Source organism: Stenotrophomonas sp. CASM114, from assembly GCF_049384325.1.
Classification (GTDB): Bacteria; Pseudomonadota; Gammaproteobacteria; order Xanthomonadales; family Xanthomonadaceae; genus Stenotrophomonas; species Stenotrophomonas muris.
This window is the reverse complement of record NZ_JBMRGJ010000002.1, coordinates 187356-212619: the sequence shown is the minus strand read 5'-3', so window position 1 is coordinate 212619 and position 25264 is coordinate 187356. Positions and strand designations below refer to the sequence as shown.

General features: G+C 66.2%; 26 protein-coding genes and 1 tRNA gene. 22 read left to right on the top strand and 5 right to left on the bottom strand.

The features are described from left to right. Window positions 1-84: 84 nt before the first annotated feature. Window positions 85-654, top strand: a complete 570-nt coding sequence (locus tag VG566_RS03530) for a Maf family protein (protein WP_049404888.1) — start codon at window positions 85-87, stop codon at window positions 652-654. A 103-nt stretch (window positions 655-757) separates the two neighbouring features. On the opposite strand, the gene VG566_RS03525 is transcribed toward VG566_RS03530, so the two are convergent. Beyond that, window positions 758-2593, bottom strand: coding sequence for a glycosyltransferase family 39 protein (locus VG566_RS03525; RefSeq protein WP_046429196.1), 1836 nt, complete (start codon window positions 2591-2593; stop codon window positions 758-760). 42 nt (window positions 2594-2635) lie between these two features. On the opposite strand from VG566_RS03525, the gene VG566_RS03520 reads away from it, so the two are divergent. The 4 genes from VG566_RS03520 to VG566_RS03505 are packed head-to-tail and all read left to right on the top strand — an operon-like array spanning window position 2636 to window position 7002. Next, entirely contained in the window at window positions 2636-3589 is a 954-nt protein-coding gene (locus VG566_RS03520) for an AAA family ATPase (protein ID WP_032958559.1), read from the top strand. A gap of 23 nt (window positions 3590-3612) precedes the next feature. Then, complete coding sequence (locus VG566_RS03515) at window positions 3613-4536, top strand: DUF58 domain-containing protein (protein ID WP_032958561.1); 924 nt, start codon at window positions 3613-3615, stop codon at window positions 4534-4536. Then, window positions 4529-6478 (top strand): transglutaminaseTgpA domain-containing protein, encoded by a 1950-nt coding sequence (locus tag VG566_RS03510; protein WP_134966797.1) that lies wholly within the window; start codon window positions 4529-4531, stop codon window positions 6476-6478. Before VG566_RS03515 ends, VG566_RS03510 begins: the two co-directional genes overlap by 8 nt. Further along, entirely contained in the window at window positions 6475-7002 is a 528-nt protein-coding gene (locus VG566_RS03505) for a Slp family lipoprotein (protein WP_014036182.1), read from the top strand. Before VG566_RS03510 ends, VG566_RS03505 begins: the two co-directional genes overlap by 4 nt. 103 nt (window positions 7003-7105) lie before the next feature. Here the strand turns inward: VG566_RS03505 and VG566_RS03500 are convergent, their stop codons facing one another. From VG566_RS03500 to dnaX, 4 genes are all read right to left on the bottom strand, one after another. Continuing rightward, window positions 7106-7465 (bottom strand): histidine triad nucleotide-binding protein, encoded by a 360-nt coding sequence (locus VG566_RS03500; RefSeq protein ID WP_014646179.1) that lies wholly within the window; start codon window positions 7463-7465, stop codon window positions 7106-7108. Window positions 7466-7532: 67 nt separating this feature from the next. Beyond that, window positions 7533-8132 (bottom strand): recombination mediator RecR, encoded by a 600-nt coding sequence (recR, locus tag VG566_RS03495; RefSeq protein ID WP_014646178.1) that lies wholly within the window; start codon window positions 8130-8132, stop codon window positions 7533-7535. A gap of 82 nt (window positions 8133-8214) precedes the next feature. Continuing rightward, the gene (locus tag VG566_RS03490; protein WP_019659509.1) at window positions 8215-8535 is read right to left on the bottom strand and encodes a YbaB/EbfC family nucleoid-associated protein; all 321 of its coding nucleotides are present in this window, start codon (window positions 8533-8535) and stop codon (window positions 8215-8217) included. Window positions 8536-8541: 6 nt separating this feature from the next. Beyond that, window positions 8542-10608 carry a DNA polymerase III subunit gamma/tau gene (gene dnaX, locus VG566_RS03485; RefSeq protein WP_241884065.1) on the bottom strand — a complete coding sequence of 689 codons (2067 nt, stop codon included), beginning with the start codon at window positions 10606-10608 and terminating at the stop codon, window positions 8542-8544. A gap of 143 nt (window positions 10609-10751) precedes the next feature. Between dnaX and VG566_RS03480 the strand changes: the two genes are divergently transcribed. The 17 genes from VG566_RS03480 to VG566_RS03400 all read left to right on the top strand — a co-directional run bounded on the left by VG566_RS03480 (window position 10752) and on the right by VG566_RS03400 (window position 25209). Then, window positions 10752-10844 (top strand) — tRNA-Ser (locus tag VG566_RS03480). Between the two features lie 616 nt (window positions 10845-11460). Then, window positions 11461-11790, top strand: coding sequence for a hypothetical protein (locus tag VG566_RS03475; RefSeq protein ID WP_126411778.1), 330 nt, complete (start codon window positions 11461-11463; stop codon window positions 11788-11790). A 44-nt stretch (window positions 11791-11834) separates the two neighbouring features. Beyond that, a complete protein-coding gene (locus VG566_RS03470) occupies window positions 11835-12842 on the top strand; it encodes an OmpA family protein (RefSeq protein WP_168708242.1) in 1008 nt (335 codons plus the stop codon). Window positions 12843-13382: 540 nt separating this feature from the next. Beyond that, entirely contained in the window at window positions 13383-13655 is a 273-nt protein-coding gene (locus VG566_RS03465; RefSeq protein ID WP_014036176.1) for a hypothetical protein, read from the top strand. A 112-nt stretch (window positions 13656-13767) separates the two neighbouring features. Next, window positions 13768-15297 carry a pilus assembly protein TadG-related protein gene (locus VG566_RS03460; RefSeq protein ID WP_321210539.1) on the top strand — a complete coding sequence of 510 codons (1530 nt, stop codon included), beginning with the start codon at window positions 13768-13770 and terminating at the stop codon, window positions 15295-15297. Continuing rightward, complete coding sequence (locus VG566_RS03455) at window positions 15294-16079, top strand: hypothetical protein (protein WP_197561576.1); 786 nt, start codon at window positions 15294-15296, stop codon at window positions 16077-16079. The genes VG566_RS03460 and VG566_RS03455 overlap by 4 nt, the downstream gene beginning before the upstream one ends. Window positions 16080-16094: 15 nt before the next feature. Beyond that, the gene (locus VG566_RS03450; protein ID WP_197561577.1) at window positions 16095-16910 is read left to right on the top strand and encodes a hypothetical protein; all 816 of its coding nucleotides are present in this window, start codon (window positions 16095-16097) and stop codon (window positions 16908-16910) included. After that, on the top strand, window positions 16894-17562 hold the full coding sequence (locus VG566_RS03445) for a hypothetical protein (protein WP_014646172.1): 669 nt from the start codon (window positions 16894-16896) through the stop codon (window positions 17560-17562). The genes VG566_RS03450 and VG566_RS03445 overlap by 17 nt, the downstream gene beginning before the upstream one ends. A gap of 10 nt (window positions 17563-17572) precedes the next feature. After that, window positions 17573-17758 carry a hypothetical protein gene (locus VG566_RS03440; protein ID WP_014646171.1) on the top strand — a complete coding sequence of 62 codons (186 nt, stop codon included), beginning with the start codon at window positions 17573-17575 and terminating at the stop codon, window positions 17756-17758. Next, entirely contained in the window at window positions 17755-18549 is a 795-nt protein-coding gene (gene cpaB / locus VG566_RS03435; RefSeq protein WP_014036170.1) for a Flp pilus assembly protein CpaB, read from the top strand. The genes VG566_RS03440 and cpaB overlap by 4 nt, the downstream gene beginning before the upstream one ends. Continuing rightward, window positions 18536-20032, top strand: coding sequence for a pilus assembly protein N-terminal domain-containing protein (locus VG566_RS03430; protein WP_069117568.1), 1497 nt, complete (start codon window positions 18536-18538; stop codon window positions 20030-20032). The genes cpaB and VG566_RS03430 overlap by 14 nt, the downstream gene beginning before the upstream one ends. 13 nt (window positions 20033-20045) lie before the next feature. Beyond that, window positions 20046-21770 carry an ATPase, T2SS/T4P/T4SS family gene (locus VG566_RS03425; RefSeq protein WP_014646169.1) on the top strand — a complete coding sequence of 575 codons (1725 nt, stop codon included), beginning with the start codon at window positions 20046-20048 and terminating at the stop codon, window positions 21768-21770. Beyond that, the gene (locus VG566_RS03420) at window positions 21763-22617 is read left to right on the top strand and encodes a type II secretion system F family protein (protein ID WP_014646168.1); all 855 of its coding nucleotides are present in this window, start codon (window positions 21763-21765) and stop codon (window positions 22615-22617) included. The genes VG566_RS03425 and VG566_RS03420 overlap by 8 nt, the downstream gene beginning before the upstream one ends. Further along, window positions 22614-23504: a type II secretion system F family protein gene (locus tag VG566_RS03415; protein ID WP_049404978.1), complete on the top strand. Its 891-nt coding sequence runs from the start codon at window positions 22614-22616 to the stop codon at window positions 23502-23504. The genes VG566_RS03420 and VG566_RS03415 overlap by 4 nt, the downstream gene beginning before the upstream one ends. A gap of 10 nt (window positions 23505-23514) precedes the next feature. Then, window positions 23515-23898 carry a DUF192 domain-containing protein gene (locus VG566_RS03410; RefSeq protein WP_032958206.1) on the top strand — a complete coding sequence of 128 codons (384 nt, stop codon included), beginning with the start codon at window positions 23515-23517 and terminating at the stop codon, window positions 23896-23898. After that, window positions 23895-24581 carry a TadE/TadG family type IV pilus assembly protein gene (locus VG566_RS03405; protein ID WP_032958205.1) on the top strand — a complete coding sequence of 229 codons (687 nt, stop codon included), beginning with the start codon at window positions 23895-23897 and terminating at the stop codon, window positions 24579-24581. Before VG566_RS03410 ends, VG566_RS03405 begins: the two co-directional genes overlap by 4 nt. 1 nt (window position 24582) lies before the next feature. Continuing rightward, window positions 24583-25209: a hypothetical protein gene (locus VG566_RS03400; RefSeq protein WP_014646165.1), complete on the top strand. Its 627-nt coding sequence runs from the start codon at window positions 24583-24585 to the stop codon at window positions 25207-25209. Window positions 25210-25264 lie beyond the last annotated feature (55 nt).

The following is a 25264-nucleotide window of genomic DNA, read 5'->3' as shown; positions in this document are numbered from 1 at the left end:
CCGCTGTCAAATGCCCGCCCTGCAGCACTTGCCGCTGGCGCCGTGGAGGGGCCAGACTGCCGCGCCCTGCCCCGGTATTGTCACATGTCACTGGTCCTGGCCTCCACCTCCCGCTACCGTCGCGAACTGCTGGAACGGCTGGGCCTGCCCTTCGACTGCGCACGCCCGGACGTGGATGAAACCCCTCTGGGCGCCGAGACCCCGCTGGCCCTGGCCACGCGCCTGGCCGCCGCCAAGGCCGCCGACGTGGCCGCCCGCCATCCGGGCGCCTGGGTGATCGGCTCGGACCAGGTGGCCGACCTGAACGGCCAGCCGCTGGGCAAGCCGGGCACGGTCGAGGCGGCCTGTGCGCAGCTGGCGGCAATGTCCGGACAGACGGTGCGCTTTCACACGGCAATCAGTCTCAGGCGGGATGGAGAATCCCTCGCCACCCTGGATCTGACCGAAGTACGCTTCCGCGTGCTGGACCCGCAGGAAATCGTCCGCTACGTCGCCGCCGAGCAGCCGCTGGACTGCGCCGGCAGCTTCAAGTGCGAGGGCCTGGGCATCAGCCTGTTCGAGGCAATCGACAACCGCGACCCGACCGCGCTGGTCGGCCTGCCACTGATCGCGGTGTGCGGCCTGCTGCGCAGGGCTGGATTCGCGGTGCCGTGAACGGTGGAGCCGAGCCCTTGCTCGGCCGCCTTTTTTTTAGGCTGCCCGCCATCTGTAGCAGAAGCAGCCGAGCATCGGCTCGGCTCTACAGGACCAGGGGACCTCAACGAACTTCGAACGGCTGCTCCTGCCACGCCTCCACGCTGCCGTCGCGGCCGTGCAGGCGCAGGCCAAGCCAATGCCGCCCCGGCGCCAGCGTGGTGGTATCCAGCGATGCGTCGAAGCCCACCGCCGGATGCTGCGGATCGGTGCTGTCCGGCCAGGTGTGGCGGATGTCGAACATGCGCCCGTAGCGCGCATCGCCAATCGAATGGCCATCGACCAGCACTTCGATGCGCGCCAACCCCACGCCATCCTTGAATGCCCAGCCCTTGATGGCGAGCGTTCCGGAGACCTTCTCACCGTTGGACGGCGCATCCAGCCAGGCCATTGCCGGCGTCACGCAGGGCCCCTGCGCGCGCTGCACCGGCAGCTGGAACAGCAGGAAGCGCTGGAAACCATGATCGCTGCTGACCACGCGCGGCGCCGGCAACGGCCCCACCTGCTCGCAGATCGCGTGATAGCGCGCCAGCAGATCGCGGTAGCGCTGGTCGCTGGGTGACAGCACCAGCAGCATCGGCGCACTGCGCGGGCCTTCGTGCAGCAGGCCCCACTGTGCCAGCTGTGCGGTCCGCCCATGCTTGTCGTTGAGCGGGTGCGGCAGCACCTCGATATCACCGTTGCCCAGCTGGAAGCCCAGTTCGGCACCGACCTTGAAGTTGCCCGCCAGCACACGCGTGCCCGGCGGCATCTGCCGCAGTTCGTCGCGCACCGCCACGGCCAGCGGCTGCCAGCCGGCAAAGTTGCGCGGGTAGTACTTGCTGCCGGCCATCTGCTCGCGCAGCGCCGGCGTGGACGCCATCAGGTAGTAGCCGAAAGCCAGTACGGTGCCTGCAGCTGCCAGCCACCAGCCGGTGCGGCGCAGCCAGCGTGGCCAGCCGTTGAGGACCACCGGCACGGCCACCAGCAGCGCCAGGTAGCCCGGCAACGGCCAATGGAAACTGATCCGCTCGACATCGGTGAAGAAGCCCAGCAGGAAGATGCCCAGCGTCGACACCCCGCCCACCAGGCCGAAATAGCGCCATTGCACCCGCACACCACCACCGCTGCGGGTACCCGCCAGGGCGACCTTCCACATCGCGATGCACAGGATCGGCGTCACCAGCATCGGCTGGATCACCAGGAACCACAGCCCTTCCCACTCGAACGTCCACGGGTGGCGCTCGACCACCTGGAACTTCAGGCCGGCATCATGGTTGTCCGCATTCCACGCCAGCAACGGCAGCCAGGCCAGTACACCCACCGCCAGCGCCACCCATACGCGCGGGTCGGCCAGCATGCGGCGGCCCTGCGGCAGCGCCAGCAGCGCAATGAAGCCGACACCGATGACGCCAATGAAACGGTAGTGGCTGAGCGCACCGATCAGCAGGCCCAGCGCCAGCTTCATCGCCGACGACGCATCCACGTTGTGCAGCAGGCGCGCACCGGCGTGCAGGCAGATCACCGCCGCAAGCGCCATCGGCACATCCGGCACGGCCAGCAGGCCCAGCGTGGCCGACAGCGGCATCAGCAGGGTCAGGCTGCCCGCCTGCCACCCTGCGACGTTGCCAAACCAGCGCGTGGCGATGCGCACCACCAGCAACGGCAGCAACGCACCGATGGCCAGGAACGGCAGGCGCAATGCGAGCACGTGATGGCCACCGATTTCCACGCCCAGGCGTGCAAGCCATGCTGTCAACCCCGGCAGGTCGGAATAGGCGGCGGCCAGGTGCTGGCCTTCCTGCCAATAGAACGCCTCATCGACGAACAGCGGCAGGCGTGCAGCCACCACCAGCTTGGCCGCTGTGATCAGCGTCCATAACCAGAGAAATATTGCCCGTGCGCGCTGTTCGCCTTGCATTGCTCTATGGATAATCGAGTGGATTCCAGACCTGAGACGATCATGCCAGCCTCGTCCCCCAATCCCAGCATGCTAACCGATCAACTGCGCCAGGCCCTGCGGGAGGCACAGGATCAGGTGAACGCACTGGTACTGGGCAAGGTGCCGGAAGTCAGGCTGGCCTTTGTCGCCCTGCTTTCCGGCGGCCACCTGCTCATCGAAGATCTGCCCGGGCTGGGCAAGACCACGCTGGCGCATGCATTGGCCAGCAGCCTCGGCCTCAGCTTCCAGCGCGTGCAGTTCACTTCCGACCTGTTGCCGGCGGACGTACTGGGCGTATCGGTGTACGAGGCCGGCAGCCGCCAGTTCCAGTTCCACCCCGGCCCGGTGTTCACCCACGTGCTGCTGGCCGATGAGATCAACCGCGCACCGCCGCGCACGCAGAGTGCGTTGCTGGAGGCGATGGCCGAGCAGCAGGTCACCCTGGATGGACAGACGCATCCACTGCCCGATCCATTCTTCGTGATCGCCACGCAGAACCCGGTCGACCTGTCCGGCACCTTCCCGTTGCCGGATTCGCAGCTCGATCGTTTCCTGCTGCGGCTGGCGATGGGCTACCCGAGCGTGCAGGCCGAGCGCGAGCTGCTGCGTGGCAGCGATCGCCGCGACCTGATCGCCCGCGCGGTGCCGAAGCTGGATGACACCCAGGTGCGTGCGCTGCGTGAAGCCGTTGGCCAGGTACACGCCAGCGACGCGCTGATCGACTACGTGCAGGCACTGTTGACCCGCAGCCGCCAGCATGCCGGCGTACGCGTGGGCCTGTCACCGCGCGCCGGGCTGGCCCTGCTGCGTGCCGCCAGGGCGCATGCACTGCTGCTCGGCCGCGGGCATGTGGTGCCCGAAGACGTGCAGACCCTGTTCGTGGCAGTGGCCGGCCATCGCCTGGTGGCGGAGGCCGAATCCAGCTCCGGGCCGGCATTGGCGCGGGCGATCCTGCAGACCGTCGCGGTGGACTGAAGGTGGCCACACGCTGGGCACGCATGCAGCTGCTGGCACGCCCACGCAGGCCCGAAGCCCTGCCGCAGCGACTGGATCGCCATCGCATCTATGTACTGCCGACGCGCTTCGGCCTGTTCGTCGCCACCCTGCTGTCGGCGATGCTGCTGGGCGCATTGAACTACAACAACAACCCGGCCCTGCTGCTGGCACTGTTGCTGGCCGCAGCAGCGATCGCCAGCGCCATTGCCGCGCACCTGCAGCTGTCCGGCATACAGATCGATGCAATCTCCGCCGAGCCGGTTCCGGCCGGGCACCCCCTGCGCCTGCGCGTGGACCTGTCGTTGCGCGACCCGCGCGCGCGCCACGGGCTGCACCTGCAGCTGGGCGCAAGCGAGGCGTGGGTCGCACTGCCTGCACACGGTCGCGGCGAAGTGGAGCTGGATGTCCCCAGCGAGCGCCGCGGCTGGCTGGAACTGCCGCGCATCCGCCTGTCCAGCACGCAGCCGCTGGGGCTGGTGCGGGCATGGTCGTGGGTGTGGCCGGAGCAGCCGCTGCTGGTTTATCCACTGGCCGAGGCACTGGCACCACCCCTTCCGGAAAGTGGCAGCGATCCACTGCACACCCGCGCCCATGCCAGTGGCGACGAGCTGCACCAGCTGCGCCCCTATCGTGCCGGCGACGCCCCGCGCAGCATTGCCTGGAAACACTCGGCACGCCGCGACAGCCTGCTGGTACGCGAATACGAGAAGCCGATCGGCATCGAAGTGGTGCTGGACTGGCGCACGCTGGCGCCGCTGGGCCATGAAGCACGCATCGCGCGGTTGGCACGCTGGGTCGACATGGCCGAGCGCGAAGGCCGGCGCTACACGCTGCTGCTTCCAGCCCATCCCCCGTTCGGGCCCGGCCAGGGCGCCAGCCACCACCACCTGTGCCTGCGCGCACTGGCGCTGATGCCCCATGACTGAGCCTGCCGTCCTGCTCGATCGCAACGCCCGCAGCTGGACCCTGGCCAGCGCAGCGCTGGCGCTGCTGCCACTGCTGCTGCAGCTGCCGCCGGTGCTGGCCGTCGTGATCGCGATCACCGCCGTGCTGACCGCTGCGCTTTCCTGGCGGCGGGTGCTGCCGATGCCGGTGCGCCTGCTGCTGGTGCTGGCCATGCTCGCCACCATCGTCTGGCAGATGGGCATGGTGCGGCCGGGGCGTGATACCGGCTGTGCGCTGCTGGCGGCGATGCTGGCCATCAAATCCAGCGAACTGCGCAACCTGCGTGATGCGCGCAGCCTGCTCGGTTTCGCGCTGTTCTCGCCGTTCGCGGCCTTCCTGCTCGACCAGGGCCCGCTGACCACGGGACTGGCTGCGCTGGCCGCGGTTGCCGCACTGCTGGCCCTGCAACGCCTGGCCCAGGACGAGGGCCGCAGCCCACGCCTGCCACTGCACGGTCAACTGCGCGGCGTCGGCCGCCTGCTTGGCATCGGCCTGCCGCTGGCACTGGCCTGCTTCTGGCTGTTCCCGCGCTTGTCCACGCCGTTGTGGGGCGTACCCGAACGAGCGGTGGGTACACCCGGCCTGGCTGACAGCATGGCGCCGGACCAATGGCTGGACCTGATGGCCGACGACACCCCGGCGCTGCGCGTGCAGTTCTTCGGCGCGGTGCCCGAGCCCGCGCAGCGCTATTGGCGCGGCCCGGTGCTGACTTCCTTCGATGGCCACCGCTGGAGCCGCGATCGCGCGACGGCCCGGCGCCCCGCCCCCGTGGTCGAAGCCGCCGCACAGGGATGGGACTACCAGATCGACTACGAACCCACCGACCGTCGCCTGCTGGTGGCCCTGGACCTGCCCAGCCGCGCACCGGAAGGCAGCAGTTTCGATGCGGACATGAGCCTGCGCAGCGACCGCACGCTGTCCGCGCTCAGCCGCTGGCGGTTGCATTCGGCGCCTCCGCAACGGTTCGACACCGATCTGTCGCCCTACCTGCGCCGTGCCGCGCTGCAGCTTCCCCCCGGCTTCAATCCGCGCACCGCCCAGCTGGCACGGCAATGGCGGCAGGAGGCCGGCAACGATGACGAAGCCATCGTCCGCCGAGCGCTGCAGTGGATCACCCGCGACTTCTCCTACACGCTCGATACCCCGGTGGCCGGGCGCGATCCGGTCGACGATTTCCTGTTCAACTACAAGGCCGGCTTCTGCCAGCACTTCAGCTCGGCCTTCGTGGTGCTGATGCGCAACGCCGGCATTCCGGCCCGGGTGGTGACCGGCTTCGCAGGTGGCACCCGCAACCGCATCGGGGACTACTGGGTAGTGCGGCGCATGGACGCCCACGCCTGGGCCGAAGTCTGGCTGCCCCAGCGCGGCTGGGTCCGGGTCGACCCGACTGCGGCCGTGGCACCGGAACGCATCCTGGACACGCTGGACGACCGCTTGCAGGCCGGCACGGACACCCCGCTGCAGCAGCGCTGGCTGCAGCTGGGGCAGATGGGTGACTGGCTGCGCCGTGGCTGGAACGACCTGGTGCTTTCCTTCGACGCACGCCGTCAGCAGCAGCTGCTCAGGCCGTTCGGGCTGGATGATCTCGGGCCGGCGCAGCTGGTGGCCGGCTTCGTGGTCGCCGCACTGCTGGCATTGGCATGGATGGCCTGGCTGCTGGCCCGCGGCGAGCGCGAGCGCGACCCGCTGCTGCGCGCCTGGCACCGGCTGGGGCGGCGCTATGCACGCCTTGGCCTGGCCCGCGTACCCCACGAGACGGCATGCGACTGGTCACGACGGGTACACGCCGTGCGCCCCGACCCCGCCCTGCTGGCACTCAGCCAGCGTTTCGCCGACGCGCGTTACGCTGGAACTTGCACCGACCTCGCTTCATTATTGCGGGACCTGCGCAGGCATCGCCCGACTTCCGGAGCCTCCCCATGAACACCAAGTTCCTCCTCACCGCTGTGGCCACGCTGGCCCTGTCGGCCTGCGCCACGGCCCCCAAGCCGCTGCAGGGACAGTTCAGCCTGGTCTCCCCGCGCGACTCGGTCGCCACCCAGCAGGTCGGCACGCCGGTCCGATGGGGTGGTCGCATCATCGAGACCAAGCCCGGCCAGGGCGAGACCTGCTTCCAGATGATCTCGCGCCCCCTCAACGCCAGTGGCCGCCCGAACACCACCTCGTCCGACGCCAGCGACGGCCGCTTCATTGCCTGCCGCGCCGGCTTCTACGACCCGGCCGTGTTTGAAGCCGGCCGCGACGTGACCTTCATCGGCAAGATCGACGGCTACCAGAACACCCGCATCGGGGAGTACGACTATCGCCTGCCGAAGCTGTCGGCCGATGTGATCTACCTGTGGCCGGAACAGCGCCAGGTCGATGTGGTGCCCTATCCCTATGGCCCGTGGGGCCCGGGCCCGTATGGCCCGTACTGGGGTGGTTACGGCCGTTGGGGCTGGTGGTGATCGCCACCGGCCATGCGTGATCGAAAAAGGCCGCCTTCGGGCGGCCTTTTTTTCATCCACGCATCGCATGGATCCACTGCGGGCAATGGTGGATGCCAGGCGCTCAGCGCCCCGGCGTACCGAAATGCCCCAGCGGCGCACCGGCCAGCAGGTGCATGTGGATGTGGAACACGGTCTGCCCGGCATCCTCGCGGCAGTTCATCACGATGCGGTAGCCGTCCTGCGCGAACCCTTCGCGGCGCGCATATTCGGCGGCAGCCAGGGCAAGCTTCCCGATCAGGTGCGCCTGCGACGGCTGCAGGTCGTCCAGGGTCGGGATGATCTCGTTCTTCGGAATGAACAGTACGTGCACCGGCGCCTGCGGTGCGATGTCCTTGAAGCCCAGCACCTCGTCGTCCTCGTAGACGATGGTGGCCGGGATCTCGCGACGGATGATCTTGCTGAAGAGGGTTTCGTTGCTCATGGTCGGCCTCGGCGGGAGTGTCTTCCGCATTGTAGGCCGGCCGCGCCGGGCGATGCCCGGGTGGCGCTCAATCGCGGAATTCGCTGCGCGTGCCGAACGCGTGCGACAGCGTGCCGCGGTCAACGTATTCAAGCTCGCCACCGAGCGGCAGGCCCTGTGCCAGGCGGCTGGGCTGCACCTTGCGCGCGCGCGCCAGCTGCGCCAGGTAGTGCGCGGTGGCTTCGCCTTCGACGGTGGCACTGGTGGCGATGATCAGCTCCTGCACCTCACCGTCGGCCAGACGCTGCTCCAGCTGCTCCAGGCCCAGCTCGCGCGGGCCGATGCCATCGAGCGGCGACAGCCGGCCCTGCAGCACGAAGTAGACACCGCGGAAGCCGGTGGCGTTTTCGATGGCCAGGCGGTCGGCCGGCGATTCGACCACGCACAGCTGGCTGCGCTCGCGGCTGCTGTTGGCACAGGTCGGGCACAGCTCGGTTTCGCTGAAGTCGCGGCACTGCGCGCAGTGGCCGATGCGCTCCACCGCCAGCGCCAGGGCTTCGGCCAGTCGCTGGCCACCTTCGCGCTCGCGCTCGAGCAGGTGGTAGGCCATGCGCTGTGCGGTCTTCTGGCCCACGCCAGGCAGCACCCGCAGTGCGTCGATCAATTGTTCAAGCAGGGGTGCGGACACGGCGGCATGCTTTCATGGCGTCGAGCAGGCTCGACGGCTACAGATTCTGTGGCACCCGCTTGCACGGGTGCCACGCTGGCAATCAGAACGGCAGCTTCATGCCCGGCGGCAGCTGCATGCCGGCGGTGGCCGAACCCATCTTCGACTTCGACTCGGCGTCGATCTTGTTCGAAGCGTCATTGAAGGCGGCGGCGATCAGGTCTTCCAGCATCTCCGGGTCGCTGGTCAGCGACGGGTCGATGCGCACCTTGCGGCATTCCTTGGCACCGGTCAGGGTCACGCTGACCATGCCGCCGCCAGCGCTGCCGGTCACTTCGATCCGGGCGATTTCTTCCTGGGCCTTCTGCAGGTTTTCCTGCATCTTCTGGGCCTGCTGCATCAGTTGGGCGATGTTTCCGCGCATGGTGTCTTACTCGTCAAAAGAACGGATGGAATCGGAAACAACCCGCGCGCCGTGCTGTTGGATCAGCACCTGCACTTCCGGGTCGTCCATGAAAACGGCCTCTGCCACCTGCTGCCGCTCGCCACGCTGGCGGTCGGCCCGCTGATGCAGGGTCTCGGCCGGAACGTGTTCGGTTTCCACGGTCTCGACCACGATCTTCGGCGCCTGGCCAAGGGCCTTCTGCAGCATCTCGCCCAGGGCAGCCAGCGCGCGCTCCGAGCGCAGGTATTCAAATCCGGGCGAAAGGCCCAGTTTCAAGGTCCCGTGCTGGCAGCTGATGAACGCGGCGTTGGCAGCCAGCTGCCGCGAGGGGCCGCTCAGGCCGCTGTTGGCGACCAGGTCCAGCCAGTCTTCGGCCGTGGCCAGCTCGCTGACACCTTCCTGCGGCGCGGCGGCATGCGCCGGGGCCGGCTTGGCATGTTCGGCCGGCGCAATGGCAATGCCTTCGGCGCGGAACGGGCGCTCGGGCGGCGCAGGCTCGCTGGGAGCCGCGACGGGAGCCGGCGGTTCGTGCCAGGGCGCAGCCATGGCAGCGTCCGGGCCGGACATCTCGGCCGCCAATGCCTCGTCACGCGCCTCGGCTTCGTCAGTGGCCCACGGCGGCAGGTCGTCGCCTGCCTCTGCAGTGACGGCAGGCGCCGGCACCTGTGGCTCAGCCTTCACCGGCGGCGGCGACACGGGCTCTTCCACCGGAACCGGCTCGGGCTCCGGCGTCGGATCTGGTTCCGGTTGCGGGGCCGGTTCGGGCTCGGGTTCAGGTTCGCGCGGCGCGGCCTGCACCGGCGCGGCGGCCTGCGCCGCTACCGCCGGGCTGCCCGAAGCGGCAGCAGCGGCCGGCGTCGCATCGCGGCTACCGGTACCGGCGCCACCACCGGCAGCGTTGCCACCTGGCGTGCCGCCCAACGCACCGTCGACGGCCTTCGGCACCGGCGGTACCGCTGCGGCTGGACGGAACGCCAGCATGCGCAGCACGGCCATTTCAAAGCCCGCGCGCGGGCTGGGTGCCAGCGGCAGGTCGCGGCGGCCATTCAAGGCCATCTGGTACCAGAGCTGCACCACTTCCGGGCGCAGGCGCTCGGCGAATGCGGCGACATCCAGGCCTTCCGCCGCGGCAGCGCCCGGCACCAGCTGCTGCACCTGGATGCGGTGCAGCCCTTCGGCCAGCGCTTCCAGCACACCACTCCAGTCCGGCGAGAACTCTGCCAGCGCGGCTACCACCTGCAGCAGGCGCGGGCCATCGCCGTCGGCCAGCGCATCGAGCATCGCCGCCACCTGGGTGCGGTCCACGGTACCCAGCATGGTGCGCACCACGTCCTCACGCAGCGCGCCGCCGGCATAGGCGATCGCCTGGTCCAGCAGTGACAGGCCATCGCGCAGGCTGCCGTCAGCGGCCTTGGCCAGCTGCACGATGGCGCTTCCATCGGCCTCGATCGCTTCCGCCGCCAGGATGCGGGTCATCTGGCCCTGGATCTGGTCTTCATCCAGGCGCTTGAGGTTGAACTGCAGGCAGCGGCTGAGCACGGTGACCGGCAGCTTCTGCGGATCGGTGGTGGCCAGCAGGAACTTCACATGTTCCGGCGGTTCTTCCAGCGTCTTCAGCAGCGCGTTGAACGCCGCCTTGGACAGCATGTGCACTTCGTCGATCAGGTAGACCTTGTACTTGCCGCGCGAGGGCATGTACTGCGCGTTCTCGATCACCTCGCGCACGTCATCCACACCGGTGTTGGACGCGGCGTCGATTTCCAGCAGGTCGATGTAGCGGCCGGCGTCGATGTCCAGGCAGGCCGCGCACTGGCCGCACGGGTCGGCGCTGGTGCCCTGCTCGCAGTTCAACGATTTGGCGAAGATGCGCGCGATGGTGGTCTTGCCCACGCCACGCGTACCGGTGAACAGGAACGCATGGTGGACCCGGCCGCTGTCCAGCGCGTTGCTGAGCGCACGGACCACGTGTTCCTGGCCCACCAGCTCGGCGAAACGCTTCGGACGCCACTTGCGGGCAAGGACGAGATAGGACATCGGGCCACCGTTTTCCATCGGATGTTCCATTGTGCCATGCCTGTCCAGCCCCCTCGCCAACAATGCCGCTGGATGCGCCCCTGATCGGGGTGCTTGTGTCCGGCCGCGCCGCCCGCTAGAATCTGCGCCCCTGCTGAGGCGTTTGCCGATGGCAGGGATCCGGAGAGGTGTCCGAGTGGTTGAAGGAGCACGCCTGGAAAGTGTGTAAGCGTCTAAACCGCGCTTCGGGGGTTCGAATCCCCCTCTCTCCGCCAGACAAATGAAGAAGCCGCCCTCTGGGCGGCTTTTTTATTTGGCTGGCGGAGAGCATCGGGCGAGAGAAGCCCTGCCGGGGTTCGACGGTTCTGCAGGAGCAGAACCGGACCGCCGAAGGCGGGTCCCGGGGCGCAGCGCGCACCGGGATCGGGTGCATGGATGCACCCGACAATCCCCCTCTCTCCGCCAGATAACTGAAAAAGGCTGCCTTCGGGCAGCCTTTTTCAGTTATCTGGCGGGGGATGCGAAGTGCGCTGCGCGCGCTTCGCCCCAAACGTTGCTGCGCAACGTTCGGGCCCCTTCCCTTGCCGGCCTCTCCCCGCCCCTGTCGGGGCAGCCCCTCAACAGAGGGGCTTGTTGCTCCAGATCCATCAATGGGCTTCCGTCGTGCGGGGATGCCTGGTCGACCGTCCCGCTTCCACGTTCGATGGCCGTCCAACGACAGGATCTGCCCCACGTCGTGGCACCCCGCGCTTCCTGTCCACGCCCTGACCACTGGCCGTGCCGTGGCGATGCAACGACACGCTGGCACTCACTGCCTGTTGCTATGCTCGGGCCACAGGGGATTGATGCCCGCTATCGGGCCGGATGAGGAACATCAACATGCGGTATTTCATGACGAAGCTAGTGATCACCTCCGCCTTGCTGATCGGCAGCGGCACCGCAGTCGCACAGGGCGGCGGTGCGGCGCAGTTCGGCGCACTGGGAGGCACGCATGCAGGCAATGCCCTGGCGTGCGGCGCAACCCCGGAACAGGCCGCCAAGCTGCGCGCAAGCCACAAGGCACAGGCAAAAACCGTGTTCGGCGCCGAAGCAGGCTTCGACCAGGCCTATGACACGGCCGAAGCGCAGACACAGAAGAAGATCACCGATGCCTGGAAGAAGGGCCAGTACAAGCCCACCAGCGAAGTCTGCAACGAACTGATGAAGCAGGTGCGTTCATGACGCAGAAGCACGGATCGACGATGTCCGCAGTGCGCGCGAGCCTGTTGGCCGCCAGCCTGGTACTGGCACTGGGTGCCTGCAAGCGCGCTGGCGAAGCGCCTGCAGAGGGTGGCGCTTCCTCGGCCGCACCTTCCAGCACCGCAGCCGAACCATCACCGCAGGCGGCTGCGGCCACGGATGGAAGCCAGAAGGCCGCAGCATTCAATGTTGCCGAGCTGCCCGTATCGCAGGCAACGATCGGCAGCTTCCCTTATCTCGGACTGCCGCAGGGCTACACCAGCCAGGACGTCGTAGACAGCGAATTCGATCGCGTACCGTTCTGGACCGGCGATCGCGTGGAATGGATTGAAGGCAAGGTTCATTCTTCGGTCCTGCAGAGCAGCAGCGATCACCCTTATTCGCAGCTGGAGCTCAGCCGCAATGTACAGAGCCTGGTCGAGGCCCTGGGGGGCAAGCGCATTTTCTCCGGCACCATACCGGCCGATGCATCGCGTGACATCGGCAACAGCAAGGCGGCGACCACCTATGTCGGCGGCATCGGCGACATCTACAACGAACCCGCAGAAACCTATGTCATCCATCGCGAAGATCGCGATATCTGGATTCACCTGGGCTCGGGTGGAAACTCCGGCGGCCTGCTCGTCGCAGAGACAAAACCGGTGCAGATCACGGCCAAGGTCATTGAAGCGGACACGCTGAAACAGGCACTGGACAGCAGTGGCAAGGTATCCATCCAGGTGAACTTCGCAACCGACGCCGCCGAGATCCTGCCCGATTCGGAACCGCAGATCGCACAGGTCACCCAGCTGTTGAAGGCCGACCCACAGCTTCGCCTTTCCGTTGAAGGACACACCGACAACAGCGGCAGCCAATCGCACAACCAGACGCTCTCGCAGGCGCGTGCGGAGTCGGTGCGCACGCGTCTTGTCGGCGGTGGAATCGCAGCCGAACGCCTGAGCGCGAAAGGCTATGGGCAGAGCCAGCCGGTCGCCGACAACGCAACCGAAGAAGGGCGTCGCGCCAATCGTCGCGTGGAACTGGTCAAGCGCTGATATCACCACGACGTTACTGCGTTGAAGCACTCCGGAAAAAGCACATGCCCTGCATGTGCTTTTTTTCTTTTCCGCGCCGCACGGTCATTTGTTTTGCCGCGGATGCAACGAGATAAAAACACGCGGATCTCTCATCCCGTTCGAACAAGAAGCAGGCCGTGCACGCGCCCTCTGTAGCGCGCCAATATTCCGGCACCACAAGCCGCCTGCGTGACACAAATATGTCAGTTAAGTGTTAATTTCCTTAACGAAAAGCGGTGCATCTAGCTCAAATTTGACGTGATTATGTGCAGACAATTGTTAATCTGCGATGTGCATCACATTTTCAAATATTTCATTGCATATCGGAAAAACCTGACTTGTATCGTCAATTTTCTGTCGATAGGCTTGGCCCCGTTCTCGAACAAGCGACAAATTTTCGACGAACCAGGGTGTGAGCTTCCTGTCTTTACCTCGCCCTGCCATTAATCAGGATCCCCCAGCGGACACGCCGAATATCCCGCACACCCGGGAGGATTCCTGCCATCAAGGAGGAAATACATGGAACGCAGCCGTCGTCACATCCGTTTTTCCCGTAAGCAGGCCGGTCAGGGCATGACCGAGTACATCATCATCACCGCGCTGATCGCCATCGCCGCGATCGGAGCCGTCACCTTCTTCGGAGGCACGGTTCGCAGCCAGGTGGCAGGCATGTCGAAAGAACTTTCCGGCCAGAGCGCGACGCAGTCGATCAACCGCGCCAAGAACCAGGCCAACAGCGCCCAGCAGGAAGCTGACAAGACCAAGGGCATGGACGCGTACAAGAACAAGTAATACCCCAGCCCTGGCGGCATGAAGCCGCCAGGGCCCTCCCAGCATAATCTCCCTGCGCGCACCGCACGCGGCGCGCGACGGGCAGCCATGGCCTCCGGCCCAGGAATTCGTTATGCGCAGCGCATTGGCTTTGGCACGAAGCCGTGCGGCCCGGGGCGTTTCCAGCCACCGAACGGTCGCCGGCCAAGCAATGGTTCTCGGGCTGGCACTCATTCTGGTTCTATGCATCGGGATTGTCCTGCTGTTCAACACAGGGCAGGTGGTGAACAAGAAGGTGGAGCTGGTCAATGCGGCCGACGCCGCCGCCTACAGCGTTGCGATCCAGCAGGCACGCGCACTGAACTACGCGGCCTACATGAACCGTGCCCGCGTTGCCAACGAAGTAGCCGTGGCACAGACGATCAGCCTCTATTCGTGGCTGAACCAGATGCACACCACCTCCATCGTCATCCGCACCACGCTGGATGTGCTCTCCGCCATTCCCTACATCGGCGTGGTGTTCAAGGCATTGGCAACCGCCTTCAAGGTCGCCGAACGCATTCTCAAGGTCACCCGCCAGACGTTCCAGCCTGTCGCGCAGGCGGCCATCATCGCCATCGACAAGCTCAACATGATGTTCGCCGCCTCGGTGCAGCTCGTCATCGAGGGCGTATCGCGGCTGGACAGCTACACCATCGCCAAGGATGTACTGCAGCGGAACTCACCGCAGGCACAACTGGGCACCATCGGAACCGCGGTGCTCGGCACGCAACTGGCCACGGCCGAGAACCGGCTGCTGCAGCGCTACAGCATTCCCCGTACCGCCAACGGTGGCTCGGCCACGCAGCGCCAGGGCGCCGACCGCTTCCGCAATGTGGTGATGCAGTCGCGTGATGGCTTCAGCAAGAGCCGCAGCGATGATTTCCTCGGCTTCCTGGTGCAGTCCGGCGGCACCGACATGGTCGACTACAACCGATGGGCAGCGCTGGACACCATGGCCGTCGAGCTTCCGCTGCCATGGCCGCTTTCCGATATCGATATTCCGGTCGGCTGGGGCGGTGCGCAGGCCGTGGAAAGCTATCGCAACCAGCGCTTCCTCAACGGCTTCGGCAACGGCAACGGCTGGTACTCGGACTGGGACCGCCGCCGCTACCGCCCGTATGGCGAAGCGGTGCGCCGCAATCGTGGCGCGGCGTGGATTGTCGACCGCAGCCAGGATGCCAACGTGCGCTTCGCCAATGGCCAGCATCGCAAGGCCTTCTTCACCGGCTACAACGGCCTGCGCGACTATCACGACGTCAAGGCCGGGCAGGCACTGCAGCCCTACGCCGAGAATGATCGTGACCGCGACAAGGTCGGCCCGGTCTTCACCATCTATGCCGAGACCGCCGGCACCAGCGCGCGCACCACGTCCGGCGCCGGCATCGGCGCCCCGGCCGGCTCGCAGATGGAACTGCCGGACAGGATGGCCAACAACAAGATCGCCGCACTTTCCTCCGCGCAGGTGTTCTTCGACCGCCCGGTGCAGCTGCGCATGTTCAGCCGCGATGACCGCAAGCGTGAAACCGGAAACCTGTTCAGCCCTTACTGGCAGGCACGACTGGTCAAGACCGATGCCACCACCAAGGCTGCCCTGGCGGCAGCCGGAGCCTTGATGCCATGACGTTTGCTGTTTTCAATCGCTTGCACCTGTCGATCGCCACACTGCTGATCAGCGGCTGTGGCAGCGCGGCGGACAACGGCGAGCCCGCCGCTGCCAGGAACATGCCGGGCATCCATCTTGACCAGATTGCCGAAACCCTGGTGGATGGACGCAACGCGGCGCGCACCAGCTACCAGCAGGCACTGAGCGACTGCCAGGCGGCAGGATTGCCGACCCGCGCACTGGATGACGCCGATGTCGCCCGCCTGGGAACCGTCCGTTACGAAGCCTGGCTTTCCAGCAAAGAGGAAGTGTTCCGTACCCGCGAGTGGCGCCTGCTCAACGATGGCCCTGCGACCAGCTGCCAGTTCCGGCTGGAGGCTACCGGCCTGCAGGAGACCCAGAGCGCCTCCGGCGTGGAGCAGGTCGATCTGGCAACGGGAGAGCGTAGCCAGTCCCCCGCCGACAGCGACGGGCTCACCCGCTTTGCCGCCGAAGCCGACGAAGGCAGCGCCTCGCCGGGCTTCCAGCGCGCGGGCAACCGCAGGGTCGCTGGCCAGCCGTGCAACGTGTGGAAGGACGAGAATGGACGGTTCAGCCAGTGCGTGTGGTCGGCTGGTGCCAGCTGGGGCTTCACCCCCGGTGCACTGAACGACTACCGGCCGAGCCGCTACGCCATTGTCCTGGAGCAGGAACCCCTCGACGGCAATGGCACCCGCCTGACCACGCAGCGCATGACGGTGGGCCAACCCTTTGAACGCGGCGACCTCGAGGTACCGAGCGAACCGTCCTCCCAACGATGACCTGCTGAGGTAGCCATGGACAGGGAACGCCCATTCCGCGGCGCGCGTCGCCAGCGCGGCCAGAGTCTCACCGAAGTCGCCGTGCTCTGCGCCGTGCTGGTGCCGATCTTCCTGCTGATCCCGATCCTGGCCAAGTACATCCACGCCCGCCAGGCCACCCAGCAGGCCGCGCGCGCGATCGCCTGGGAAGCCACCGTATCGCCGGACTACAAGCTGCCGGCCAGCGGCCGCCAGCGCGATCTTGCCGTCGACCGCTATTTCGGGCGTGCCAACGATCCCATCGTCAGCCAGGCGCAGACCGGCGCACGCGATGCCGCCGTCGGCGACGTCCTGATGAATACCTTCTCCAACCAGCCGCTGGTGCGGCGCGGTGACCTCGCCCTGGTCTCCTACACCAGCACGTCGGCAGGCGGCTTGATGAAGAAGATCGGCGACGTGACCTCGATGTTCGGTTCGTTCCCGCCCAACCGCAACGGCCTGACCCAGGCCCAGCTGCGGTTGGATGTGCAGGATCTGAAAAGTGCCAACGGCAGTGCTGCCGCCTATCTGGAACCCTTCGATTCGCTGGGCCTGAAGCTGCAGGCCACCCATGTGGTGCTGGCCGACCCCTGGAATGCAGCCGGTTCCGGGCTCAAGGTCAACTCGTCACGCTCGGTGATCGCGCAGGTCAGGCCACTGGTGCCATCCCAGCACATGGCGGGCATCGCCAAGGCGTTTGACGGCCTCTCCGGCATCCCGATGATCGGGACGCTGAGCAGGCTTGATCCCGGTTACATCGCGCCCGACGTGGTGCCTGTCGACAAGTTGCCTGCCTATGCGCCGTCGCGTTGACCTGCTGGCGGCACTGGCCGCGCTGCTGTTCGCCTGGCCTGCGCTGGCCGCGTCCTGGCCGGACATTCCCGAGCCCGAGGGCGCGCAGAGCGAGTGGGTGGCCAAGGACATGCTCTACAACGGCCTGCCCATGCGCATCTCGCGCTTCACGTCCGCATTGCCGGTGTCGTCCATCGTCAGCTACTACAACCGCGAATGGCCCGGGCAGACCGTGATCAACGAGGTCGGCGGCAAGACCGTGATCGGCCACGCACACGGCGAGTACTACGTGACCATCGAGGTATCGGCCAAGGGCAGTGGCAGCCAGTCACAGATCGGCATTACACGCCTGCTCAAGCGCAAGCCCGATGCCGCGGCCGGCGCCGATTTCCCGAAACCGTCCGGGACGCAGGTGATCAATGACATCACCTACCTGGACACGCCCGGGCGCAGCCTGTCCATGGAAAGCACGCTGTCTCCGTTCCAGACCGATGCCTTCTATGCCAGCCGCCTCCCTGCGGACGGCTGGAGCCGAAGTTCCGGCCCTGCGGGGTGTTCGATGATCGCGCTGCAGTGCGTTGTCCGCTACAGCAAGGGCAGCCAGGAAATGACCATGACCTTCAACCGGCACGAGCAGGGAACCTCGATTGTCGTCAACCAGTCGCAGCACTGAGACCACCGCCATGAGAAAACGCATTCCCCCGTCCCTACGCCGCCAGCGCGGGGCCGCACTGATCGAGTACGCCGTGGTCGCTTCCGTCGGTGTCCTGGTCCTGGTCGCCGAGCCGAACATCGTGCTCGAGCTGATCGATTCACTGCGCAAGGCGTACCAGGGGTTCACCTACATGCTGTCGATGGGAGTCGTATGAAGGCGCTCCCGCTGAAAGCCAACCGCAACGTCGTCTTCATCATCATCGCCCTCGCCCTCGGCCTGTTCGCGGCCCTGGTCGCCGTGCGCTACGTGCAGAAGGCAGTGAACGAGCGTGCCGCTCCGCCGGTGGAAATGGTGCCGGTAGCCGTGCCCAAGACCGACATGGAGCCGGGCAGCATTGTCACCGTTGCCGACCTTGCAGTGCGCGAAGTCCCCGCCGACCTGCCGCCTGCCGATGCGATCACGCCGGACAATGTGTCCGAATACAGCGGCCGCATGCTGCGCGCGCCGATCCGCGAAGGTGCACCGCTGGGTGCCAGTGCACTGGTACCGCTGTACGACCAGTTCTCGCGCGTGATCGCCAAGGGCAACGTGGGCTACACCCTCCAGGTGGACGAGACGAACTCGATCTCCGGCATGATTGCTCCCGGAGATCACGTCGACATCCTGCTCACCGTCGAGCAGGAACAGACCGGTGCCCGGGTGCTGCCGCTGCTTGAGGACATCAACGTTCTGGCAACCGGCAACCGCGTCGGCGAAACGCCGGCCTCGGAAGACCAGCAGGGCTATTCGAACATCACTCTGGAACTGACACCGGCACAGGCGCAGCGACTCACGGTCGCCGCCAAGGCCGGTTCGATGCGGGTGATGCTTCGCCAGGTGGAGGATCGTGGTGCGTTCGGCCTCAGTGGCATGACGCAGAGGGAACTGCTCGGCAACGGCACGCAGGGTCGTGCTGGCGTGCAATTCATCATTGGGGGCAAAGGGTCGACGAATGCGCAGCAATAATGGAATCCGCAGCCTCATCGCCGCCACTGCGGCCATCGCTGTTGTCACCTCGCCACTGCTGGCCGTGGCACAGACCACCGGCACCCAGCTGACCCCGGTACCGGTCATGGCCGCACCGCGCCCTGCTGTCCAGGCGCAACCGCAGCCCAGCACCAACCATGCACCGGTACCCGGTGGGCAGAGCGCCTTCCCGGCGCCGGTTCCCGATCCCGCCTATCGCACCAGCGCGTCGGCCATGCCCGCGGTGCCACTGCCCACCCGCGCCCGGATCTATGCCGGCCAGGCCGCCGTCTACACGCTGCCCAGCGGGCTCAAGCGCGTGGCCGTCGGTAGTGGCGAGATGCTCGAGGTCACCAACGTCGGCCCGCGCGACCTGATCATGATGGGCATGAAGCCCGGCTCCACCACGGTTCACCTGTGGCTGCAGAACGGCAAGCAGCTGCAGGTGCAGGTGGACATCTCCGAGAACGATGCCGTCAGCCTGGCCGAGACCATCCGTACCCTGCTGGCCGACGTGGAAAAGATCAATGTGCATGCGGTCGCCGACCGTGTGGTCATTACCGGCCAGGACATCAACCCGGGCATCGGCAGCCGCATCGATGCGATACAGAAGATCTACCCGACGGTGTTGAATTTCACTACCGCCGATCCGGTGGGCATGCGCCCGATGGTGCAGATGGACGTGAAGATCATGGAATTCGACACCAATGCGCTGGAAGAACTCGGCATCCAGTGGGACAACGTCATCCGTGGCCCGGTGGCGGGCATCGTCAAGGATTTCACCAACAACAACTACTACCGCATCAACCCCGAGCAGAGCCCGGCCAACGGCGTGCTGCTGCCGAACAAGCTGCAGGGAACCCAGGCCTTCTTTGGCATCGCCACGCAGATCGGCTCGGCGATCAACTTGATGATGAACAAGGGCAAGGCGTTCCTGCTGGCCTCGCCCCAACTCAGCGCCCGCAGCGGCGGGCAGGCCAAGTTCCTGGCCGGCGGCGAAGTGCCGATCCCGGTTCCGCAGGGTTTCGGCCAGGTCACCGTCGACTACAAGGAATACGGCATCAAGCTCGACATCGAGCCCCTGGTCAACTTCAACCAGGACATCTCCACCCGCATCCTGGCTGAGGTCAGCCGCGTCGATCCGACGGTGACCGTGCAGGGCGTGCCTGGCTTCACCACCCGCCGCACCGAGTCGGAAATCAACGTCCACGCAGGGGAAACCATCGTCATCTCCGGGCTGATCGACTCCAGCGCGCAGCAGGATGCCAAGCGCCTGCCGCTGCTGGGCGATATCCCGATCCTCGGAAAGCTGTTCCGCTCCGATGGCTTCCGTGGCAATCGTACCGAGCTGGTGATGTTCGTTACTCCGCGCGTGGTGACGCCGGGCTCGCAGGAAAACCTCGATGGCCTGGAGCGTGCGCGACAGATCCAGGAGCGCGGCCAGCAGGCCATGCCGCGCCGGAACAAAGATTTCGTGCAGTGACCGGAGCCGTCGCATGTTCAACATCCTCATCGACACACCCAACCGCGACCAGCGACGTGTCCGCTGCCTGCACCGTGAATGCGGGATCGGCCGTGGCGACGGCAACCTGGTGGTGCTGCAGGGCTGGAGCATCGCCCAACGCCATGCGGCGCTGAAGCGCGAGGACCAGGGCATCTTCATCGAGAGCCTGGGAGGCCGCTCGCCGGTACTGGTGAATGGCGAACAGGTCAAAGGCAGCCGTGGCCCGCTCACCAGCCGTGACCGGGTGCAGATCGGCGACTACCTGCTGCAGGTGGTGGACGACGACCCGCCGGCCGAACCCACCGCCGATGCTGGAAGTTTCAATGCGGGCGCCGCCAACGATGTACCGGTGGACGCCACGCCCGCACCGGCACCCGCACCGGCGCAGCCATCCAGCGAACGCCAGCTGGCGCGGCCAGAGCAGCTGCCGCCGGACATGGCGGTCTATCGTGCAAAGCTGCATGCCTCGCTGGTCAAGCAGATGGATCTGCGCCGGCTCGACGTGCGCAGCATGGACGATGAGTCGCTGCGCAACGCCACGATCAAGCTGATCGATGAAGTGATGCAACGGGAGTTCTCCGAGCTGCCCAAGACGATCAACCCACGCAGGCTGGCCAAGGAGGTGCTCGATGAGGCCATCGGCCTGGGCCCGCTGGAAGACCTGATCGACGATGCGACGGTGACGGAAATCATGGTCAACGCGCACGACCAGATCTTCATTGAACGTGCGGGCCGGATCGAACGGTCCCCCATTGTCTTCACCAGTGACCGCGCGGTGCTGTCAGCCATCGAGCGCATCGTGACGCCCCTCGGTCGCCGCATCGACGAAAGCTCGCCGATGGTCGACGCGCGACTGAAGGATGGCTCCCGCGTCAACGCCATCATTCCGCCGGTGGCGCTGCGCGGCCCGAGCATCAGCATCCGAAAGTTCGCCAAGCGCAAGCTGGAAGGAAAGGACCTGCTCACCTTTGGTTCGCTCAGCCAGCCGATGCTGGAATTCCTGATCGTTGCGGTGCGCGAACGGCGCAACATCGTCGTCACCGGCGGCACCGGCTCCGGCAAGACCACCCTGCTCAACATCCTTTCCAACTTCATTCCCGATACCGATCGCATCGTCACCATCGAGGACGCGGCCGAACTGAAGCTCGTCCAGCCCAACCTGGTTGCCCTGGAAGCGCGTCCTCCCAACATGGAAGGCAAGGGCCATATTTCCATCCGCGACCTGGTGCGCAACGCGCTGCGCATGCGCCCGGACCGCATCGTGGTCGGCGAGTGCCGCGGCGGCGAAGCACTTGACATGCTGCAGGCCATGAACACCGGCCACGAAGGATCGCTGACCACCGCCCATGCCAACAATCCGCGCGAGGCGCTGTCGCGCCTGGAAGTGATGGTCATGATGTCCGGCATGGAGCTGCCGATGACGGTGGTGCGCGAACAGATCTCGTCGGCAGTGGACCTGATCGTGCACCAGAAGCGCTTCCCCTGCGGTTCGCGCAAGGTCAGCCACATCACTGAGTTGACCGGCATGGAAAGCGGAACCATCCAGCTGCAGGATGTGTTCCTGTTCAAGGCACGCTCCACTGCCGGACGCGATGGCAAGGTGGTGGGCGAGTTCGTCGCGACCGGTGCAGTGCCGGAGTTCTATGAAGAGCTTGCCGAGCGCGGCGTCGCCGTTGACCTGGACATTTTCCGTACCGGGGGACGGCGGAATGAGTGACATCCTGCTGATCGCCCTGCTGTGTTTTGCCTGCGTGACGGGCTCGGTGCTGTTGCTGGCGCGTGCCAGCTCCGGCTTCATGGACCGCTACCGCGCCAACTTCATGGACCAGGCGCGGGTCAATCTGGCCGACATGTTCCTGTTCGTCGACCCGCGCGTGCTGTTCAGGACCAATGTCCTGATGCTGCTGGCGATTCCCGTGCTGCTGTGGATCGTCACCGGCGGCAACCTGCTGCTGCCGATCCTGGCCCTGATCCTGCTGGCCATAGCGCCACGCAAGATCTACCTGTGGCTGAAGCAGCGCCGCCTCGACCAGATCCAGCAGCAGTTGCCCGACGGGCTGCTGATGCTGGCCGGCAGCCTCAAGGCCGGCGTCGGCTTCAATCCTGCGCTGGAAGCACTGGCCCATGACGGCCTGCCTCCGCTGGCCCAGGAGCTGGCACTGGTACTGCGCGAGCAGCACATGGGCGTGCGCACGGAGGAGGCGCTGGACAACTTCGCCGCCCGCGTGCCCATTGCCGACGTGAAGCTGTTCGTGGCCGCCGTCAGCATTTCGCGCGAGGTTGGTGGCAATCTCGCCGAGAGCCTCTCCACGCTCGCCGAAACGCTGCGGCGCAAGCTCATCATGGAAGGCAAGGTCAAGGCACTTACCGCGCAGGGGCGCCTGCAGGGCATCGTCATGGCGATGCTGCCAGCCGGCCTTGTCGGCTTCCTCGTGCTGTTCTATCCAGAAACGATGAACCCCATGTTCCACACCTTCATCGGCTGGTGCGTCATGGCCCTGATCGGGGTACTGGAATACCTCGGCTACCGCATGTGCCGCAAGATCATGACGATCGATATATGAACGCCCTGCTCATCCTGGTCGCACTGCTTGCCGCTGCCGCTGTTGGGCTGCTTGCATTCGCGCTGCGCGGACTGGTGCAGTCGGTCGAGGTGGACCAGCGCAACTACCAGGATCCGCTGCCGCTGCTGCTGCGCATCCTGTGGCCGCTGATTACGGTCGCTACGCGCCTGGCCGGGCCGCGCCTGTCCTCGGCACAGCTGGAGCGCGCGCATCGCAGCCTGCAGTCGGCCGGCCAGGACTTCGTGCTGTCACCGGAAGAACTGTATGGCGCACGCATTGTCTCCGCCGCCGTGGCCAGTAGCTTCCTGTTGCTCACCATCATCCTGCTGGGCCGGTTCGGAGTCGGCTCCGTGCTGATGGCCCTGGCATTCGGCGCACCCTTCGGGTGGATGTATCCCACGCTGTGGCTGGGCGAACGGCGGAAAGCGCGCTCCAAGCATGTGATCCGCGACCTGCCTATCTTCCTCGACTTCATCACCATGGCCGTCGAAGCGGGCCTGAACATCACCGGTGCGATCGAACAGTCCGTCGACAAGGGTCCACCCGGTCCGCTGTCACAGGAGTTCTCGCGCATGTTGCGTGATCTGCGCGCGGGCCTTCCGCGCGCCGAAGCACTGCGACGCATGTCCGATCGCGCCGACATCTCCCAGTTGACCAGCTTCACCAGCGCCTTGATCCAGGCGGACCGGGTGGGTGCCAGCCTGAGTGACACACTGCGCTCGCAGGCCATGCAGCGCCGCGAAGAGCGCTTCCTTCGCGCCGAGAAGCTGGCCCTGGAAGCACCGGTGAAGATGATGCTGCCGCTGGTGCTGTTCTTCTTCCCGCTGATCTTCGTCGTCCTGGCCTACTTCATCTTCCTGCAGATGAAGCAGCAGGGCATCCTGTGAGTGCCCGCACATGAGAACCGGCGCCCTGATCCGCGACCACCAGCAGCTGCTCAGCTGCGTCTGGCATGCCGATCGCTGGCACCAGCGGCTGCGCGGCCTGCTGTTGCGCGCGCCACTCCAGCCTGGGCAAGGCCTGCTGATAACCCCCTGCTCGAGCGTGCACACCCTGGCCATGGGGTATCCACTCGACCTGTTGTTCCTGGACCGCGATCAGCGCGCCGTTGGCTGGCGCGAGGCCGTGCGCCCATGGCGCGGCGCCTGGTGCCGCGGCGCCTACTCGACGCTGGAAATGCCGGTGGACAGCCTCAGGCATATTGCCCCGGTGCTGGGCGAGACGTTCCAATGGTGCCCTTCTCCGCCTGCGGCACCGCCATCCACGAGGGCGTTGCAATGAAGCACATCCGCACATCCATCCGCCAGCAGCGGGGCCAATCGCTGATTGAATTCTGCATCGTGGTTCCGGCCTTCGTCTTCCTCATCCTGGTCATCTTCCAGTTCGTCCTGATCTATCGCGCCAAGTCGCTGCTGGATTTCGCCACGCTGCAGGCCGCGCGTGCCGGCGCGGTCAGTGGCGTCAATCATTCCGAGATGCGCAGCGCACTGGAAATGGCGATGGCTCCCCTGTACGCGACCTCGCCGGATGCCGCCGGTGCCGTCGCCGCCCGCGCCAAGGTCGCCCTGCTGTGGAAGAACCCGTTGCTGTCACCGAAGATCGAGGTCATTTCACCCAGCCGCGCGGCGTACAACGAGTTCCGCGAGCGCCAGTTCGATGGGCGCTATGCGCTGCCGAACGACAATCTTGCCTTCCGCGATGCACGTGTCGGCAGCAGCCGCGTCAGCGTGCAGGACGCCAACATCCTCAAGATCAAGGTCACCTATCCGATGCCCCTGATCGTTCCATTTGCCGACCGGGTGATTGCCGGTCTTTCAGACCTGGTCAGCGAAGGCGACAGCTTCCGCCCGGCCTCGATGCTGATCGAGGACCCGATCACCGGCCATCGCCGCATGCCGATCGAGTCCTACGCGATCGTCCGCATGCAGAGCCCCGTGCATGACAGCAACAACCTGGCGCGCTGACATGCAGGTGCTGCTGGCCAGCCTGTTGATGGCAGCAACCTGGGCCGCCGCCGCGCAATCCACGGACGCTGCTGACAACGAACCTCCACAGGCGCGATTGCTGGCACGCGCTTATGGCCTGGGCCCACTCGGTCCAAGCTCGCCTGGTGGTGAGGTCGAGGTCGAGATCCGTTTGCGCGGGCCTGCCATCCGTATTGATTTCCGCGGCGACAATGCGCCCGATGCATGGCTGACCACCCAGGGCCAGCGCGGCCGGGCATGGCTGGTGAGCGAGCGCGGCAACTACACGCTGCCGGTCGCCGACGCCAGTGGTCCCTACTGGTACGATCCTGCCGCCCCATGCCACACGATCGGAGGGCGCTGCTCTCCCGCACCCGGCGAGTTCATCCTGGGGCGCCTCGCTGCTGGCTGGCGCTATGACAATGCGCATGGCCCTGATGGCACCACCTCCGGCACGTTGTGGATCGATACCCGCACGGGCCTGCTGTTGGGTTACCGCGGACGCACCGGCAACCAGCGTACCGAACGCGGCCTGCGGGTTACCGAGGTCACTTTCGATGAGGTGCCGTCGAGCCTGTTCGACCCGCCCGCCGGATTGCGTCGACGCACGCAGGATGCGGCGAACTGAGCGAGGTGGTTGCAGCGCCGACACCGTGGCGCGGGAGGTCTCACTCCCTCCGCGC

Coding starts and splice junctions, on each gene's coding strand:
- VG566_RS03530 (WP_049404888.1), top strand. CDS start 85: ATGTCACTGGTCCTGGCCTCCACCTCCCGCTACCGTCGCGAACTGCTG.
- VG566_RS03525 (WP_046429196.1), bottom strand. CDS start 2,593: ATGCAAGGCGAACAGCGCGCACGGGCAATATTTCTCTGGTTATGGACG.
- VG566_RS03520 (WP_032958559.1), top strand. CDS start 2,636: ATGCCAGCCTCGTCCCCCAATCCCAGCATGCTAACCGATCAACTGCGC.
- VG566_RS03515 (WP_032958561.1), top strand. CDS start 3,613: ATGCAGCTGCTGGCACGCCCACGCAGGCCCGAAGCCCTGCCGCAGCGA.
- VG566_RS03510 (WP_134966797.1), top strand. CDS start 4,529: ATGACTGAGCCTGCCGTCCTGCTCGATCGCAACGCCCGCAGCTGGACC.
- VG566_RS03505 (WP_014036182.1), top strand. CDS start 6,475: ATGAACACCAAGTTCCTCCTCACCGCTGTGGCCACGCTGGCCCTGTCG.
- VG566_RS03500 (WP_014646179.1), bottom strand. CDS start 7,465: ATGAGCAACGAAACCCTCTTCAGCAAGATCATCCGTCGCGAGATCCCG.
- VG566_RS03490 (WP_019659509.1), bottom strand. CDS start 8,535: ATGCGCGGAAACATCGCCCAACTGATGCAGCAGGCCCAGAAGATGCAG.
- dnaX (WP_241884065.1), bottom strand. CDS start 10,608: ATGGAAAACGGTGGCCCGATGTCCTATCTCGTCCTTGCCCGCAAGTGG.
- VG566_RS03475 (WP_126411778.1), top strand. CDS start 11,461: ATGACGAAGCTAGTGATCACCTCCGCCTTGCTGATCGGCAGCGGCACC.
- VG566_RS03465 (WP_014036176.1), top strand. CDS start 13,383: ATGGAACGCAGCCGTCGTCACATCCGTTTTTCCCGTAAGCAGGCCGGT.
- VG566_RS03460 (WP_321210539.1), top strand. CDS start 13,768: ATGCGCAGCGCATTGGCTTTGGCACGAAGCCGTGCGGCCCGGGGCGTT.
- VG566_RS03455 (WP_197561576.1), top strand. CDS start 15,294: ATGACGTTTGCTGTTTTCAATCGCTTGCACCTGTCGATCGCCACACTG.
- VG566_RS03450 (WP_197561577.1), top strand. CDS start 16,095: ATGGACAGGGAACGCCCATTCCGCGGCGCGCGTCGCCAGCGCGGCCAG.
- VG566_RS03445 (WP_014646172.1), top strand. CDS start 16,894: ATGCGCCGTCGCGTTGACCTGCTGGCGGCACTGGCCGCGCTGCTGTTC.
- VG566_RS03440 (WP_014646171.1), top strand. CDS start 17,573: ATGAGAAAACGCATTCCCCCGTCCCTACGCCGCCAGCGCGGGGCCGCA.
- cpaB (WP_014036170.1), top strand. CDS start 17,755: ATGAAGGCGCTCCCGCTGAAAGCCAACCGCAACGTCGTCTTCATCATC.
- VG566_RS03430 (WP_069117568.1), top strand. CDS start 18,536: ATGCGCAGCAATAATGGAATCCGCAGCCTCATCGCCGCCACTGCGGCC.
- VG566_RS03425 (WP_014646169.1), top strand. CDS start 20,046: ATGTTCAACATCCTCATCGACACACCCAACCGCGACCAGCGACGTGTC.
- VG566_RS03420 (WP_014646168.1), top strand. CDS start 21,763: ATGAGTGACATCCTGCTGATCGCCCTGCTGTGTTTTGCCTGCGTGACG.
- VG566_RS03415 (WP_049404978.1), top strand. CDS start 22,614: ATGAACGCCCTGCTCATCCTGGTCGCACTGCTTGCCGCTGCCGCTGTT.
- VG566_RS03410 (WP_032958206.1), top strand. CDS start 23,515: ATGAGAACCGGCGCCCTGATCCGCGACCACCAGCAGCTGCTCAGCTGC.
- VG566_RS03405 (WP_032958205.1), top strand. CDS start 23,895: ATGAAGCACATCCGCACATCCATCCGCCAGCAGCGGGGCCAATCGCTG.
- VG566_RS03400 (WP_014646165.1), top strand. CDS start 24,583: ATGCAGGTGCTGCTGGCCAGCCTGTTGATGGCAGCAACCTGGGCCGCC.